Source organism: Nonomuraea roseola (assembly GCF_039535395.1).
GTDB lineage: Bacteria > Actinomycetota > Actinomycetes > Streptosporangiales > Streptosporangiaceae > Nonomuraea > Nonomuraea roseola.
In genome coordinates this window covers 3,563,760-3,578,912 of the sequence record NZ_BAAAXC010000015.1, presented here as the reverse complement: position 1 = coordinate 3,578,912, position 15,153 = coordinate 3,563,760, and the positions used below count along the sequence as shown (strand labels likewise).

General features: G+C 70.5%; 14 protein-coding genes and 1 pseudogene. 4 read left to right on the top strand and 11 right to left on the bottom strand.

What is annotated here, in order from left to right:
* Nucleotides 1–3: 3 nt before the first annotated feature.
* The 4 genes from ABFX55_RS40370 to ABFX55_RS40355 are packed head-to-tail and all read right to left on the bottom strand — an operon-like array spanning nt 4 to nt 2,534.
* Entirely contained in the window at nt 4–480 is a 477-nt protein-coding gene (locus tag ABFX55_RS40370; protein WP_346131388.1) for an SRPBCC family protein, read from the bottom strand.
* Nucleotides 477–1,070 (bottom strand): TIGR03086 family metal-binding protein, encoded by a 594-nt coding sequence (locus ABFX55_RS40365; protein ID WP_346128616.1) that lies wholly within the window; start codon nt 1,068–1,070, stop codon nt 477–479. Before ABFX55_RS40365 ends, ABFX55_RS40370 begins: the two co-directional genes overlap by 4 nt.
* A complete protein-coding gene (locus ABFX55_RS40360) occupies nt 1,063–1,404 on the bottom strand; it encodes an ArsR/SmtB family transcription factor (RefSeq protein ID WP_346128615.1) in 342 nt (113 codons plus the stop codon). Before ABFX55_RS40360 ends, ABFX55_RS40365 begins: the two co-directional genes overlap by 8 nt.
* A 32-nt stretch (nt 1,405–1,436) precedes the next feature.
* Nucleotides 1,437–2,534 (bottom strand): hypothetical protein, encoded by a 1,098-nt coding sequence (locus ABFX55_RS40355; protein WP_346128613.1) that lies wholly within the window; start codon nt 2,532–2,534, stop codon nt 1,437–1,439.
* Nucleotides 2,535–2,853: 319 nt separating this feature from the next.
* Here ABFX55_RS40355 and ABFX55_RS40350 point away from each other — a divergent pair, with 319 nt between their 5' ends.
* Entirely contained in the window at nt 2,854–3,480 is a 627-nt protein-coding gene (locus tag ABFX55_RS40350; protein ID WP_346128611.1) for a PepSY domain-containing protein, read from the top strand.
* A gap of 48 nt (nt 3,481–3,528) precedes the next feature.
* Here the strand turns inward: ABFX55_RS40350 and ABFX55_RS40345 are convergent, their stop codons facing one another.
* The 5 genes from ABFX55_RS40345 to ABFX55_RS40325 form a co-directional block, all read right to left on the bottom strand.
* A complete protein-coding gene (locus ABFX55_RS40345; protein WP_346128610.1) occupies nt 3,529–4,305 on the bottom strand; it encodes a MauE/DoxX family redox-associated membrane protein in 777 nt (258 codons plus the stop codon).
* Between the two features lie 9 nt (nt 4,306–4,314).
* Complete coding sequence (locus ABFX55_RS40340; RefSeq protein WP_346128608.1) at nt 4,315–4,911, bottom strand: cell wall protein; 597 nt, start codon at nt 4,909–4,911, stop codon at nt 4,315–4,317.
* A gap of 10 nt (nt 4,912–4,921) precedes the next feature.
* The gene (locus tag ABFX55_RS40335) at nt 4,922–5,227 is read right to left on the bottom strand and encodes an RlpA-like double-psi beta-barrel domain-containing protein (RefSeq protein WP_346128606.1); all 306 of its coding nucleotides are present in this window, start codon (nt 5,225–5,227) and stop codon (nt 4,922–4,924) included.
* A 258-nt stretch (nt 5,228–5,485) separates the two neighbouring features.
* The gene (locus ABFX55_RS40330) at nt 5,486–6,700 is read right to left on the bottom strand and encodes a hypothetical protein (RefSeq protein ID WP_346128605.1); all 1,215 of its coding nucleotides are present in this window, start codon (nt 6,698–6,700) and stop codon (nt 5,486–5,488) included.
* A 7-nt stretch (nt 6,701–6,707) separates the two neighbouring features.
* On the bottom strand, nt 6,708–10,316 hold the full coding sequence (locus tag ABFX55_RS40325; protein ID WP_346128603.1) for an outer membrane protein assembly factor BamB family protein: 3,609 nt from the start codon (nt 10,314–10,316) through the stop codon (nt 6,708–6,710).
* A gap of 240 nt (nt 10,317–10,556) precedes the next feature.
* On the opposite strand from ABFX55_RS40325, the gene ABFX55_RS40320 reads away from it, so the two are divergent.
* Entirely contained in the window at nt 10,557–12,806 is a 2,250-nt protein-coding gene (locus tag ABFX55_RS40320; RefSeq protein WP_379479064.1) for an MMPL family transporter, read from the top strand.
* On the opposite strand, the pseudogene ABFX55_RS40315 reads toward ABFX55_RS40320, so the two are convergent.
* Both ABFX55_RS40315 and ABFX55_RS40310 read right to left on the bottom strand, forming a co-directional pair.
* Nucleotides 12,784–13,500: pseudogene (locus ABFX55_RS40315) on the bottom strand (SRPBCC family protein); the annotation flags it as partial. The gene ABFX55_RS40320 and the pseudogene ABFX55_RS40315 sit on opposite strands and share 23 nt — an antisense overlap.
* A 4-nt stretch (nt 13,501–13,504) precedes the next feature.
* Nucleotides 13,505–14,062, bottom strand: coding sequence for a helix-turn-helix domain-containing protein (locus tag ABFX55_RS40310; protein WP_346128599.1), 558 nt, complete (start codon nt 14,060–14,062; stop codon nt 13,505–13,507).
* Between the two features lie 51 nt (nt 14,063–14,113).
* On the opposite strand from ABFX55_RS40310, the gene ABFX55_RS40305 reads away from it, so the two are divergent.
* Nucleotides 14,114–14,890, top strand: coding sequence for an NAD-dependent epimerase/dehydratase family protein (locus ABFX55_RS40305; RefSeq protein ID WP_346128597.1), 777 nt, complete (start codon nt 14,114–14,116; stop codon nt 14,888–14,890).
* A 63-nt stretch (nt 14,891–14,953) separates the two neighbouring features.
* The gene (locus ABFX55_RS40300) at nt 14,954–15,145 is read left to right on the top strand and encodes a hypothetical protein (protein ID WP_346128595.1); all 192 of its coding nucleotides are present in this window, start codon (nt 14,954–14,956) and stop codon (nt 15,143–15,145) included.
* Nucleotides 15,146–15,153 lie beyond the last annotated feature (8 nt).

The following is a 15,153-nucleotide window of genomic DNA, read 5'->3' as shown; positions in this document are numbered from 1 at the left end:
GAATCAGGCAAGGGTCAGGAGGAACTCGTCGAGGCGTTCGTATCCCTCGCGGACCCCGCGCTCCATGGGGGACGCGATCACCAGGTCACGCACCTGCTTCGAGGGGAACAGCTGCGTCGTGGTGAGGGTCGTCGTGCCGTCCTGCTCGGCGAAGTCGTGGCTGACCGACGCCTCGCCCGGATACCAGTGGTCGTCGAAGGACTCGGTGTAGGACAGCATGGAGGGTGTGACGATGTCGCGGTAGACGCCGCCTGAGGCCATGACCGCTCCGCCGGGCCCATGCCAGACGAACCGCCAGGCGCCGCCCACCCGCAGGTCGATCCGCGCTTCGACGAGGTCCCAGCCGCGCGCGCCGTACCACCGTCTGATCAGCTCCGGCCTGGTCCAGGCGGCGAAGACCAGGTGGCGTGGGGCGTCGAACGACCGGGTCATGACGATGGCGCGGTCCGACGGCGTGGCGACGGTCAGCGCCGCGGTCATGGGCGCCACCGCGGATCCCTGCCGATGAAGGCGAGCAGCTTGTCCTGCGGGGAGGCGTCCTCCTCGGCCTTCACCTCGGGGCCGAACACCTCGACGTCCGGCCCGAACGCGCCCGGCGTGCGGAACTTCTCCACCAGCTCGGCGGGCAGCGCCTTCATGGCCGCCCAGGCTCGCTCGACGTCTTCGGGGTCGATCGTGTCGTCCTGGCCCGTGGCGCGGGCGAGGTCCCAGCCGTGCAGCGGGAGGTCCTCACTGACGACCTGGTCGATGTGCTGCTCGGCGGTCACCCGGCCGGAGGGTGTGTCGCACTCCTGGCCCGCGAGCGCGGGGTCGTCCAGGATCGCCTCCACGTCCGCGCGGGCGGCCCGGAATGCGGCCAGCGGGTCCTCGTCCACCGATGGCGCGGGGCTGAGGGAGCGACCGAGCGGGCGCAGCATGACGGCGTGCATGTCGAGGATGTGCCGCACCACCTGCCTGGCCGTCCACTTCTCACAGGGGGACGGGTTCGCCCACTGGTCCGGGCGCACGGCCACGACCTTGCGCTCGAACGCGTCGGCTCGCCGCCGGTAGCGGTCGGCTGTCTCACTCATGACGGGTGTCCTCTTCCTTGAGCTCGCTCAGGAGCGTGTCGAGGTTGTCGTAACGGTCAGCCCAGAAGCTCCGGTAGCCCTCCAGCCAGTCGGTGGCCTCCTTGAGCGCGGCGGTCTCCAGCCTGCAGGGCCGTCGTTGCCTGTCCCGACCGCGAGAGATGAGCCCGGCGCGCTCCAGGACCTTGAGATGTTTGGAGATCGCCGGCTGCGTCATGTCGAACGGCGCCGCCAGCTCCGTCACCGTGGCCTCGCCGGCCTTGAGCCGCGCCAGGATCGCGCGGCGCGTCGGGTCCGCGAGGGCGGCGAAGGTGACGTCAAGGGCATCCACACTCACATAACCGATTGTTAATATAACCAGCCGGCATGTCAAGCGTCCCGGGCCGGCCGCCACAGATGCAGGGACGTACGGTCCTCGGAGACCGTGTACCAGGTGCCGTCCCCCGCTGAGCGGGGAGGCCCCGAGACGGCGAGGGGGTAGGAGATCTCGCCGCGCAAGGCCATCCCCTGCACGTCGACGAGCCAGTGGCGGGCCGTGCCGGACCCGGCGTCGCACTCGGAGGTGCCGACGACGACGGTGTCCTCGTCCACGAAGGCCGCCTCGTGGTCCCAGTAGATCCTGTCGCCGCCGGTGTCCCCCGGGTGCGGCGTCACCGTGCCCTGGGCGTCCAGTTCCCGCAGGGCCACCCCGTCGTCCACCCGGTGCAGCGAGAGGGTCTCCTGCTCGAGGGGGACGGTCAGGAGGTGTCGGCCGGAGGGGCTCACGGCCAGCAGGATCCGCTCGATGTCGAGCTGTTCGGTGGTCAGTCGCTGCCCGTCCCAGCGACCCCACAGCACGGGCGAGCCTTCCTCGCCCTCGCCGACGCTCAGTCCCATCTGCGCGGGGTCCGGGTGCGGAGTGTGCTCGGAGCTGGAGGCCACGGTCATGGTGTTCGCGCGTCCCAGGACCCTGCCGTCGGCGGCGTCCAGGACGAGCCATAGTTCCTGGTCGTCCTCCGTCTCCCCGTTGTCAGCCAACGGGCCGCGGACGTGCGCCCAGACGAGCTTGCCGTCCGCGGAGAAGGCGGCCGATCCGTTGTCGGCGGACCAGTGGCCCTCGTCGTCAGCGTATTCGGCGAACGACGTGTGCGTGTGGGGGTGCTCGCCCTCCCAGCAGCCGTGCCGTACCCCCCAGCGCGTCGCCCCGGTCGCCTCCACGCAGCGCACCGCGTGCACGCCGGCGAACACCGCGGCCTCACCCTCCGGCGAGACGGTCACCGATCCGAAGCGGCGCGGCCATGGGGCAGGGAAGCGCGCCTCCGTGAGCCGCCTGCCTGCGGTGGCGACGTCCAGATCGAGGGCGACCAGTTCGGTGTCACCGCGCTGGACGAGCAGCCTGCGTCCGGGCCAGTGCAGCACCTGGGGAGCGTCCGCGGCCGCCAGGTCCAGCGGTGCGGCGACGGTGGCGACAAGACGAGCGACGGTCACGAAACCCTCCGGCGCGTGGAGCGCGAGACAGGGAGCTTGAACGCGTCCACCATACGGAGGAAGATCGGCGGCACCGGGTGCGACGACGCGACCCCGGCTTCACTCCAGTGCGGGACATGCCGGACCACATATCGTCCTGGATCCCTTGGATGCGAATGTCGCAGGAATTGATCAGGCGTCGCACATTCGCCCCCGCCCAGGCTCGCCAGAAGTCCCGGAGTGAAGTGAACGGTCAGCCATGTCATGCGGACAGTGATTCTGGATCGTGTTGCCCCGGCTCAGGGCGTGTCTTTATAGAGTTCCGGGCAGCGTCATCAGTATGAATGGTGGAAAACGGATAAAGGCCATCATTGGCGCTATCTTCGCCGGCTCGGCCCTGCTTGCGGCCTCGGCCTGTGGAAGCGCCGACACCCAGTCCAGCGCCGTCAAGGTCGCCCCCGCGGAGGGCGCCATCGCCGCTCTCCGGTCGCCGTCCGGCCCGCCGGGCGATCCCAGCGGCGATCCCAGTCAGTCACCCGGCGGCATGGAGAGCCTCGGGAAGGTGGGTACCGCCGCCATGGACGCCGTCGAGGACTCCACGCTCCTCTCGCTCCAGTCGGAGAACGAAGGCAAGCTCTGGGAGGTCCAGCTGGCCGGGCCCGACGGCACCGAGCAGGTGCTGGAAGTGGACGCGTCAGGCAAGGTGGTCTCGGAACCCAGGGTCAAGGACACCGGCAAGGAGGAGAAGGCCAGGGTCATGGCCATAGTCAAGGACGCCGAGATCACCTTCGAGGACGCGGTGGAGAAGCTGTCCTCCTCGGTGAAGCACGGCAAGATCATCCACTTGAGCCTGGACAGGTACGGTGACAACCTCCTCGTCTGGGACGCCGATGTCGTCGGCCCGGACGGCACCTGGCACGGGGTCAAGGTCGACGCCAAGGACGGCACCGTGACCAAGAACGGCTAGAGCGCCGAGGCGCGTCCTTCGTCCGGGTGGATGCGGCCCAGGCGAGGGTCAGGCCGGAGTGGGTTCTTCGACGAGGGCGACGCGGACCGCCCTGGGGTCAACGCCCCACAGCGGGATGGCGAAGATCGCTGTTCGGGGCCCTGCCGCGTAGCTCGCGAACCGCAGGCCGTCCTCGTCCCACACGTCCTGGACGTCCGAGGTGAGCCGCGCGGACGCCGTGCAGTACGCGGGGCTGAGGTAGAGCACGCGCAACGAGGCCTCCAGCGGGACATCCCGCGAAGGCCGTACCGCGAGCGGCTTGCGGAGCCGTACGGAAAGGCGGCGGAGAGGGATCAGCCAATGGCGGTCCAGCTCCGGCGACAGCCCGAGCAGGGCGAGGGCTTCGGCCAGGCCCAGCAGCAGGAGCGGGGCGCTCGGGTGGAGTGGCCGCGCCCAGACGGCGGTGACGCTCATGGCGAGCAGGAGCCCCGCACGGGCGAAGGCCCGCCAGTTCACGGGCTGGGAGTGGGCGCCCAGGCAGCCGCATGACGAAGCGGGTGTGGCGAGGTAGGAGTAGGCGAGATAGACGAGGAAGCCGGTGGAGAGCGCGGCGGCGGCCGTCCCCTCCCACGGTGAGACCGGAGGGAGGAAGAGCACCGCCGCCACCAGCAGCTCCACCAGTCCGATGAGGCGGAGCGTGGGGATCGCGCGCGCCGTGCCGACCAGCCGGGCCAGGGCGGTTCGCCCGGCTTGCGATCGCATCCGTCGGGTGAACAGTTTCAGTACGGCCGCCCAGATGAGGAAGGCAGCGATCACGTACGGCTGCAGCGCGGCGATCCCTTGCATGTGTCGCTCCTAGTGAGGGGAGAAGACGGTGGCGATGTCGACCTCGTTGGTCCCCGGTCGCCAGGCGCCCAGGATCTGCACGTGCTGGCTCACGCGCAGCGACGACAGGTCCGCCGAGGCGGGCGCGTCGGAGTGGACGGCGACCGACCTGCCGGGCACGACATGGCAGAGGATCTCCTTGCCGTTGTGGTCGAGGTGCAGCTTGTCGCTGGTGATGTTCCTGATGTGGCCCTTGATGTTGACGATGTTGAGCCACACCGACTCGGCGGCGAGTACGCCGTCCGGCATGCGCACGCCCCTGGCGTAGAGGCCGTCACCGGGCTGGGCCTGTTCGAAGCCGACGGGGCCGAGTTTCCACAGGCTCGTGCCGTCGACGACCCGGATGTTGTGGAAGACCATGTCGGAGCCCAGGACGAGGAGCGTGTTGCCCTTGATGGAACGGATCCGGCCCTCGGCGAAGTCGGGGTCGGGGGTTCCTGGCTCGACCTGTGGCGAGGTGGTGCCGAAGGCCGCCTCGGCGCCGAGCGATCCGAGCGCGGTCGCGCCCACGATTCCGGCTCCGCCCGCGAGCACGGCGGACTTGAGCATGTTTCGTCTGCTGGTCACTGCCGGCCCCCTAGGCGGTCGAGATCTCGCACGGTCGCAGGCCGGTGGAGAGGCTGGCGATCTTGCTGTACGCCGCGGGCGTCAGGTCGATGAGGCGGTTGCTCGCGCAGGTCGAACCACAGCAGCTGCGCTCCCCGCAGAACAGGTCGGTCTGCGGGCCGCAGTCGGCGATGGCGGTGATGACGCTGGCGCCGCTGCACAGCGCCGTGGTCTTGTGGCGGAAACCGCAGGTCCGCCTCGAGAGCGAGTCTCCGCATCGGTCCGGACGGGTGATCGACCAGCAGGCGTCGGAGGTGTTGGGCCATGCGTGCTGCATGTTCCCCGAGTTGCAGGTGCCACAGGCTCCTCTGCCGGTGCTGCTGCACGGCCCCCAGGCCGTTCCGCAGCAGAACCAGGACACTTCTCCCAGAACGGGGCCGAGTAAGTCGATGGGCGGCGGGTCAGTGGGCTGGCTGCGCGCCATGCGCGTCCTCCTAGGTGGGCTCTGGCGGTCCCCCGATGAAGGTGCAGCGGTACTGAAACTTTCTGACTTGCTTCATGAATAGCATGTAAGAAGTTTTCGTCAATGCCCCAGTCATGCGCGCAGCAACTCGGCTACCGCCAGGCCCGTGGTGACCAGGCCGCCCGCCACCACCATGAGGGCGGCCAGCAGAGGGACTCTGCCGGCCAGCGCGCGCAGGCGGGGCGTGCGGGTCGCCGCCGCCAGCAGGTCGTGGCCTCGCAGGACGGCCAGGCCCACCCCAGTCAGCGTGAGCGCCATGCCGAGTCCGAACGCCGCGACCAGAACCAACGCGGCGAACGCTCTGCCGGTCAGCAGACCCGTCAGCAGCAGCAGGAACGCCGAGGGCGAGGGAAGCAGCCCGCCCGAGATCCCCAGCGTCACCACACCCCTGCGGGTCAAGAGATCGTGCCCGTGGCCGTGGCCGTGCCCGTGCCCGTGCCCATGGCCGTGCCCGTGGCCGTGCCCGTGGCTCGCAGTGGGGCGGAGGTGGCGGTGGAGGAGGCCCGCGCCTACCGCGAGCACCGCCAGGGCCGCGGCGAGCTGGAGCCATCGCGTGATCGCCCCGAGGTCGGGCGCGTGCTCCATCGCCACCCACCACACCACCGCCAGCACCGCCACCGACGCCGTGTGCATCAGGGCGACGATCGCGCCCAGCCGGACCGCGTCCCTGGCGCGGGCCTGTCCGCCCAGGAGGTATCCGGCCGTGAGGGTCTTGCCGTGGCCGGGTGCGCACGCGTGGGCCGCGCCCGCGACCAGGGCGGCGAGCAGCGCCAGCGGGAAGAACCTGTCGAGGTCGGCGTGCGCGGACGCCGCGGCGCCGTACAGGCTGATGGTCTGGGTGGGCGCGACGGCTGTGTGGAGGGCGCCCGAGCCCGAGGGCGTGACGGAGACGGTGCGGTACGCGCGGTCGAGGTCGGTGAGCAGGCTCACGCGCAGCCGCAGCTCGCCGACCTCGCCCGGGCAGCGGTAGCGCAGCACCGCTCCCGTGCTGGCCAGGGCCTGCGCGCTGACCTCGGCCAGCGCACAGTCCCTTCCCTCCTGCTGGACGCCGACGCCTCTGCTCAGGTAGTCGGCGACCGAGCCGCCACCGGCGGTGGCGGCCTGCTTGAGGGCGGCCACGTCGTCGGCGGCGGCCGACCAGGTGACCTCCACCGTCGAGCCTTCGGCGCGGACCTTCGCCACGGGCGGCGGGCCGAAGGGGTGTGCCCACCCCGTGCCCGCCGCCCCCAGCAGGACCAGCGCCACCGTGCCCGCGACCGCGAGCACGCGTGCGAGGACCTTGGTCATCTCGAGGTCACCTGGTCGCCAGCGCGTGGATCGAGCCGTCGTCGGTCAGGGCGTACAGCACGTCGCCACTGATCGACAGGGAGGAGGCGACGCCGCCGCCCAGGTCGTGCTGGGCGAGCACCCTGCCGCTCGCGCGCTCCATCGCCACGACCCTGCCGTCCCACGTGCCGGCATAGACCGTGCTCCGGGTGACCAGCGCGTGCATGGCGGGCGAGCCGAGGCCGTTGGCCGTGCACATCGTTCCCGCGCGCCACCGGTCCTCCATCGGGCTCTCCCCCGGCAGGTAGCCCAGCGGCGTCTCCCATACTGGCTTGGCAGGGTCCGACCCCGCGGTGTCGAAGGCACGGACCACGCCGTCCTGGCCTGCCACGTAGGCCATGGAGTCCCAGGTGGCGGGGCCGGTGACGGGCGGGGGGCCGTACTCGCAGGTGGCGGAGGTGCCGAGCTTGGCGTGCCAGAGCACCTTGCCGCCCGCGCTCACGTCGTGTCCCCGCGTCCCCGTCCAGGTCGAGGTGACCAGGCCCTTGTCAGTGAAAGCGGGCGACGACTGCGAGAAGAGATCGCCTCCGGTGTCCACGGTGGACACCTGCCGACAGGTGGTGAGGTCCATGGAGATCAGCGACTGGCTCGATCCCGACTGCAGCCACGCGGTGGTCGAGCCCGGTCGCCTGATCGCCGTGCTGTGGAACTCGCCCCACCCCCCGGGGGCGGAGAAGCCGCCGGGCAGCCGTTCACCGGTCGCGGCGTCCCGGCAGCGCACGCCCTCCCACTCGTGGTAGACGGCGACCGCGCGGCCCTCAGGGAGGTCGAAGACGCTGACAGGGCCGCCCGCCCGGCCGTAGCGGCGCACGTTGGTGGGGTTGACCTGCTCGGCGTCGATGCTCTCCCACGCCACCTTGCCCGTGGCCGCGTCGAGGGCGTAGACCCTGCCCACGCCGGTGGTCAGGTAGACCCTGCCACCGTGAACGGTGGGGTGGGACTCGGCGTCGCCGTCGAGGTAGGTGCGCCAGATCTCCTTACCGGTGAGCGCGTCGTAGGCGAGCATCATGCTGTACGGCGAGTCGAACGCCTGCGAGGCGACGATCACCCTGCCGTCGGACACGGCCGCGCCGTTGAGGTGGAACTGCTCGCCGGTGTTGGCCGCCCAGCGCAGGTCGAGCGTCGAACCCGGGTCGTCCGCCGCGGCCGACCTGCCCTGCTCGTCGCCGCCCTGACGGGTCCACTCCTGGCCGAGCCGCGGCTTCGAGACGCGAGCGTCGGCCAGCACCTGGAAGGCGGCCCGTACCGTGGGGAAGGCCTTGCCCCTGGTGTCGGCGACGACCAGTTCGGCGGTGTAGGCGCCGGGGTGCAGACCGGTGATCCTGCCGCCCGCCCGCGTCCACGACACGTGCGCCTGGGGACAGGTCTCGCCCTGATGGCAGTTGACGATCCCTTCGGGGTTCCGCTGGGCGCCGAACGGCATCGCCTCACGCTGCCAGACGATCCTGCCGTTCTTGAACCTGACCGTGAGCGTCGCTTGCGCGGGCGTACGACCGTCGTCCTCGGCGTAGATCTCCAGCGGGACACCGGCCTTGGCCCCGTGGACGCTGCCGGGCGCGGGACTGACCAGCGCCACGTCGTCGTTCACGCCGAACTGGCGGTGGGTGCTGACCACGTGTCCCTTGTCCTCGCCGGTGATGCCGGTGAAGTCGAGGATCTTGTAGTCGGGCCTGGCGGCGTCGATGCCGTACATTCCCATGTTGTTGACCTCGACCGAGCGGGCGAAGGCGCCCCTGCGGTACTCGGCCTGTTGGTTGTGGCCCGCGGCGAACATCCGCACGTCGTACTTGGCCAGTTCGTCGACGGTCGGCTGCATGCCGGCGCCCGGCCCCCAGCGGGTGAACAGCGAGCGGTGCGCGAACACGAGCACCTGCTTGCCCACGGCGTGCCTGCGCAGGTCCTCGCGCAGCCACTCCAGCTGGGCGTTCAGCCCGCGGGAGTCGTTGTCCTCGAGGACGACCACGTGCCTGCCGTCCCGGTCGAAGCTGTACCACTCGGGGCCGACGTTGCGCCGCCAGTACTCCAGGGTGCCCGCGTAGCCGGTGCTGGTGGGCGTGCCGCCGAGGTCGTGGTTGCCGATCACCGGATAGAACGGGTGTCCGAGCCTGCCCTGCCGTAGACCTTCGCGCAGCAGGTCGTAGCCGCCCTGCCGGCGCGCGACGTCGGCGTAGTCGGTGACGGTCAGGTCTCCCGTGGAGATGGTCAGGGTGGCGCCGTCCACCTCGGCCATCGCTTCCACCTGCCCCTTCCACCGAGGCAGCGAGCTCTTGTACTCGGCGTCGGTGCGGTTGCCCACCTCGACGTCGGAGATCATCAGCCACTTCTCCTTGGGGTCGGCCGCCGCGGCGCTCCGCACCAGCGCGAAGTCGAGGCCGGTCAGCGGCCCCTGGCCAGGGGGCACCTCGCGGAAGAAGGCGGGGATGTAGTCGTCGCGCAGCACGGGGGTGTACCCGTTCGGCGAGACGACGTTGACCAGGTCGGTCTCCCTTCGTGCCCGATCCGTCCTCAGGGTGTAGGCGCCGTCCGCCCCGGTGGTCGCCCACGCCGCGCCGTCGGTCACCGAGACCCCTTCGAGCCCCTTCTCACCCTGCTCCCTGACGCCGTCGCCGTCGGTGTCGTCGAACACCGTGCCCTGGACGGTCACCACATCGGCGCCCGTTCCCGACAGGGTGAACGTGACGGGAGCGCTCAGCATCTCGTAGCCGTCGTTCAGCATGAAGTAGGCGATCCAGGCGCCCTCGCCGAGCGCGGTCGTGTTCAGCGACACGGTGCCCGACGCCTGGGGGGCACGGACCCAGACCCTGGACTGGGCCACTCCCGGCTTCTCGCCCGGACCGTAGAGGCCGACCCAGTTCAGCGTTCCCGGGCGGTCGGTCTGGTAGCTGAAGGAGACCGGCCGGCCTGCCTGGGGGTTGGGCGTGGTGAGCGTGAGGGTCCCGGTGGCGGCGGCCGTACGGGCGCCGGGCTCCGGTGTCACATCGGCCAGCGCCGCCTGCGGCGCCAGGACGGCGACCGTGAGCACGCTCACCACCGCCACCCTCGTACGGCGCCGCGTCACCAGCACCAGCACCGCCAGCAGTCCAAGGCCTCCGAGGGCGAACGGCGCCCACGGAGCCGTCGACCTCGACGCGCCAGGCGTATGCGCACCGGTCACGTCGAGGACCGGCCGTACGGCGGTGACGTCGGCAGCGGTGCCGTCGAACTCGGCGATCACCTCCGTCAGGCCGGCCTCGCGGAGCAGGGCGCTCAGATCAAGGCTGTCGACCTCGCACGCCCAGGCCAGCTCCACGACCACGCCGTTGGGGACGCCGCCGTCGTCACCTGCCACTCCGTGGGCGCTCACCGGGCAGGGTCCGGCCAGCAGGTCGCTCGCCCATGCCCCCGCCCGCTCCGCGGTCACCACGTCGCGGTGGACGATCAACCGGCCACCGGTCACACCGTCGGAGGTGGTGACGACGAGCTCGCCGTGCTCCCTCGTCAGATGTGCGGAGGCTGGTCCTGCGCACAACACAACCCCTGCCATCACCGCCGCGAGCAGCGTCGCGGTGCGCACGATATGCGCCAACTGTCTATACATGTACGGCACAGTAGGGCGGCACAAAGCCGATCATCCGGTGCGATCGAATGTCTTCACGTGCAGCCCGCCGAGAATTCACCGGGCGGCCACAGCCCACGGTCAGCGGAGACCGGCGACCGTCGACGACCCGGGGGGCGCGTACGGCGACCGTCCTGGCCGAACGTTGACAAATACGAGCAATCACTTGTATTCATAACTCTCAGAAACACGAGTAGATTGCCGAGTTTTGGGGAGCGAGTCGTGGGGTCCTTTCTGGTGCGGCACCGCCGTCTCGTCATGCTGTTGGCCCTGCTGGCCACGCTGGTCATGGGGGTGCTCGGCACGGGAACAGTGAACGCCCTCTCCCTGGCCAGGTTCGAGGCGCCAGGCTCAGAGTCCGACAGGGCGGGGGCCGAGCTGGCCGAGCGGTTCGGCACGGGCAGCGTCGACCTGATCCTGCTGGTCACCGTGCGCGACGGCACGGTCGACGACGCCGACGTCGAGGCCGAGGGCAGGGAGCTGACCCGCCAGGTGGCCGCGTTCGAGGGCGTGGCGGAGGCGGCGTCGTATTGGACGAGGGGAAGGCCCGCCACCCTGCGCAGCGAGGACGGCAGGCGGGCCCTGGTCGTGGCGCGCATCCCCGGTGACGCGAACGTGGTGCGCTCGCGGATCCTGCCGGCGCTGGTGCCGCAGGTCACCAAGGGCAGCGAGACGATCTCGGTGCGGTCGGGCGGCGGCGAGGAGGTGTTCAGGCAGACCGTCCCCCAGGCGAGGCAGGACTTCCTGCGGGCCGAGATGATCATCTTCCCGCTGGTGTTCGTGCTGCTGTGGGTCTACTCGCGCAGGGTGCTGGGAGCGTTGCTGCCGATCCTCGTCGGGGTGTTCGCGATGATCGCGACGCTGGCGATGCTGCGCGGCGTGCTGCTCTTCGTCGACATCTCCACCTTCGCGCTGAACATCACGCTGGCCATGGGACTGGCGCTGGGCATCGACTACTCGTTGTTCGTGATCGCCCGTTTCCGGGAGGAGGTCAGGCGCGGCGCCACCCACGAGCAGGCGGTCGTGACGGCCGTGGCCACGGCGGGCCGTACCGTCGTCTTCAGCGGGATGACGGTGGCGGCGTCGCTGGCCGTCCTGCTGGCTCTGCCCTTCGACTTCCTGCGCTCCTTCGCCTACGCCGGGATCGCGGTCGTGGTGGGAGGGGTGGCGGGAGCGGTCGTGGTGCTGCCGGCCGTCCTGGCCTCGGTGGGCAGCAGGGTGATCCCCAAGGCAGACCGGGGCCGGCGCGACCGGGGGTTCTGGCACGCGGTGGCCGTCCGCGTGATGCGCAGGCCGGTGCTGTACGGCGGCGCGGCGACCGCCCTGCTGCTCCTGCTCGGCTCGCCGTTCCTCGGGCTGAACTTCGGCGTGGCCGACGACCGCGTCCTGCCCGCCTCGGCGCCCGCAAGGCAGACCCAGGAGATCATCAGGGCCGAGTTCCCCGCCGAGGAGACGGACGCGCTGCAGGTGGTGTCCGTCTCCCCCACCACCGGCGTCGCCGGGTACGCCGCCACGCTCTCGCGGCTCGAGGGCGTCGCGCAGGTGGACTCGTCCGAGGGCTCCTACGTGGCGGGCACCCGCGTGAGCGGGGGCGACACCGCCAGGTTCCAGAGCGGGCAGGGCACCTGGCTGTCGGTCGTGCCCACGGCCGCGCAGATGGAGGGCGATCCGATCGAGCTGGTCTCCCGGGTGCGCGCCGCGCCCGCACCGTTCGAGGTGCTGGTCGGCGGTTACATGGCGGAGCTGGCCGACTACCGCTCGTCCGTGGTGGACAGGCTGCCGCTCCTGATCGGGCTGATGTTCGCGGTCACGTTCGTGATCCTCTTCCTGATGACCGGCAGCGTGCTGATCCCGCTCAAGGCCACGGTGCTGAACCTGCTGAGCATGGCGGTGATGTTCGGCGCCCTGGTGTGGGTCTACCAGGAGGGCAACCTGTCGGGCCTGCTCGGGTTCACCTCGACGGGAAGCATCGACCCGAGCATCCCGATCCTGATGTTCTGCATCGCCTACGGGCTGTCGATGGACTACGAGGTCTTCCTGATCGAGCGGATCAGGGAGGAGTACGTCAGGACGGGCGACACGACCGCGGCCGTCGCGGGCGGACTGCAGAGGGGCGCCCCGCTCATCACGGCGGCCGGCGCGATCCTCGCCCTGTCCTTCGCCGTCTACGCCACGGCGGGGGTGCTGTTCGTGCAGATGATCGGGGTGGGGATGGCGGTGGCGATCCTCGTGGACGCCACGGTCATCAGGGCCGTGCTGGTGCCGGCGTTCATGCGCCTGGCCGGGGCGGCCAACTGGTGGGCGCCCCGGCCACTGCGCCGGCTGCACGAGCAGGTCACGAGACCGCGACCCAGATCGGCTTCCAGTCGGGCAGCTCGTGGAAGCGACGCAGCTCCGCCAGACCCGACAGCCAGCCTGCCCACCCCGCGTGCGGAGGACGGGCCTCGTCGAAGCCCGACTGGACGAAGGTGAGCTTGGTCCTGCCCCCGGACTCGGCCAGCTCCCAGCTGGTGATGCCTATGGGTCCCCAGTCGACGGCCATCGCGCGGCCCTCGTCGAGGTCGACGACCTTCGCGGGGTTGGGGTTGTCCTCGAACCCGCCCATCGCCCAGCGACCGCCGACGCGGGGCTCGATCTCGATCTTGTAGCCGAACCAGCGGGTGGCCTTCTCCGAGTCCACCAGTGAGTCGTAGATCTCGTCCATCGGCGCGTCGATGAGCACCTCCTCCCTCATGGTGGCGGAGGTGTAGTCGACCTTCGGGGTCAGCGGGCGGCCCTCGACGTGGTCGGTCAGGTTGGCCAGGGCCAGGCACCAGAACGTCTGCAGGTTGCCCCTGACGCTCGCGCCGGTGATGACGTCCTGGAAGTCGAAGTGGCTCTGGTTCAGCGTGACGATCGTCGACTCGGGGCCCTCCTCCTCCAGGGAGATCTCGCTGGTCGTCGCCACGCCGCCGAGGGTCCACTCCAGGCTGAGGGTGTGGTCGCCGACGCTCAGGACCCGCTGGCGCGGCGCGTCGCCGTCGGGCGTGAAGCGGCCCCAGAACTCGAAGCGGCCAGGGAGGTCGGCCTCGGCGTGCTCGGCCAGCCAGGTGCGCAGCGCGGCGGGGTCGGTGAGGGCATGCCAGACCTCCTTGACGGGGGCGGCGACGCGGGCGCGAAGGATCATCGGCTCAGACATGGGTCTCTCCCTTGGGGTAGCAGGCGACGGCCAGCTTGAAGGCATCGCCCTCGGCTCCGCCGTAGCGGGTGAACAGGTCCTGCAGAACCTCACGTAGGTCGTTCACGAACTCCTGGCGCCGCTCGGGCGGCACCCTGATCTCCCCCGAGACGCCGATCGAGGGCAGCTCGGGCGCGGTGCGGTCAAGCGCCGCGATGTCCGACTGCACCTCCTCCATCAGGTCGAGGAGGTGGCCGAGCGACAGCTCGTCCTGCGTCCTGCGAAGGCCGAGGCGCCCGACCAGCCGCGGAGAGAGCCAGTAGGAGCGGGCACGAGCCTGGTAGATGCCCTCACTGATGCCCCGCACCCTGCGCTCGGACACCTGCTCGACCAGGCCCGCCTCCACCAGCTTCTTGATGTGGTAGTAGACGCGTTGCGCGGTCTGGCCGAGCCGCCCGCCCACCTCGGTGCAGGTGCGCGGCTCGGCGAGCTGCCGCAGCACCTCGATGCGCTGCGGCTTGAGCAGAGCCTCTGCCTGCTCGATCTCTTCTATGTGCAGAACGTCTCTCATTGCAAAAACAATGTTGTATGTAAAAAATGTGCTTGTCAATAACATGGGCGAGTGAGCATAGGAAAGGTTGTGGTGACAGGAGCGGCCGGGCTGGTCGGCGGTGTGGTGCGCGAGGCGCTTCGTGAGAGGGCCGAGCAGCTGGTGCTGGTCGATCGGAGGGAGCTGGCCGCGCAGTCCCCCAACGAGCGGGTACGGCAGGCCGAGCTCGACAGCCCCGAGGCCGTGGCCGCGCTCGTCGAGGGCGCCGACGCGATCGTCCACCTGGCGGGGGTCCCCGACGAGGCCCCGCTGCCCGACCTGCTGGAGGGCAACGTCCTCGGCACCCACCATGTCCTGGAGGCGGCCAGGCGCACGGGCGTACGTCGCGTGGTCCTGGCCAGCAGCAACCGCCTCACCGGCTGCTATCCGGCCGCGCAGGAGATCTCGCCCGAGCTGCCACCCCGTCCCGACGGCCTGTACGGCGTCAGCAAGGTCGCGGTGGAGGCGCTGGGCAGGCTCTACGCCGACAAGTTCGGCCTGGAGGTGCTGTGCTTGCGCATCGGCAGCCTCGAGAGCGAGCCGACCGAGGAACGTCACCTGTCGACGTGGCTGAGCCCGCGCGACTGCGGCGGGTTCTTCCTCGACGCCCTGACCAGAAAGGACGTCACCTTCCTGGCCCTCTACGCGGTCTCTGCCAACACCCGCCGCTTCTGGCGGCTGAGCGACGGCTACCAGCCGCAGGACGACGCCGAGCGTTACGCGGGGCGCATCCCCCAGACCGGCGGCCTCGACCTCCAGGGCGGCGACTTCGCCTCACCCGCCTACACCCTGCGCCACCTGTCTTCATAGGGGCCGGGGCTACGCGAAACGGCGTATTCCACGGGTCTCCGGTGACACGACATACTGCACCGGGTGTCCGGACTCGGCAGGAACTTCACCAGGCTGTGGGCGGCGGCCACCGTCTCCAACATCGGCGACGGCTGGCCGTCGGCGGTGGCGATGACAGTGTTCACGGTCCTGGCCTGGCGCCCGTTCGGCAGGTGGCTGGCCCCCTCAGGGAAGCGGACCGCCGAGTCCGAGGTGACGCCGGCGGCCGGGCGTTGAGCGAGCGG

Bases quoted from the DNA above. Each gene is read 5' to 3' on its own strand.
- ABFX55_RS40330 (WP_346128605.1), bottom strand. From the start codon at position 6,700: ATGACCAAGGTCCTCGCACGCGTGCTCGCGGTCGCGGGCACGGTGGCG.
- ABFX55_RS40350 (WP_346128611.1), top strand. From the start codon at position 2,854: ATGAATGGTGGAAAACGGATAAAGGCCATCATTGGCGCTATCTTCGCC.
- ABFX55_RS40335 (WP_346128606.1), bottom strand. From the start codon at position 5,227: ATGCAGCACGCATGGCCCAACACCTCCGACGCCTGCTGGTCGATCACC.
- ABFX55_RS40310 (WP_346128599.1), bottom strand. From the start codon at position 14,062: ATGAGAGACGTTCTGCACATAGAAGAGATCGAGCAGGCAGAGGCTCTG.
- ABFX55_RS40325 (WP_346128603.1), bottom strand. From the start codon at position 10,316: ATGTATAGACAGTTGGCGCATATCGTGCGCACCGCGACGCTGCTCGCG.
- ABFX55_RS40370 (WP_346131388.1), bottom strand. From the start codon at position 480: ATGACCGCGGCGCTGACCGTCGCCACGCCGTCGGACCGCGCCATCGTC.
- ABFX55_RS40345 (WP_346128610.1), bottom strand. From the start codon at position 4,305: ATGCAAGGGATCGCCGCGCTGCAGCCGTACGTGATCGCTGCCTTCCTC.
- ABFX55_RS40365 (WP_346128616.1), bottom strand. From the start codon at position 1,070: ATGAGTGAGACAGCCGACCGCTACCGGCGGCGAGCCGACGCGTTCGAG.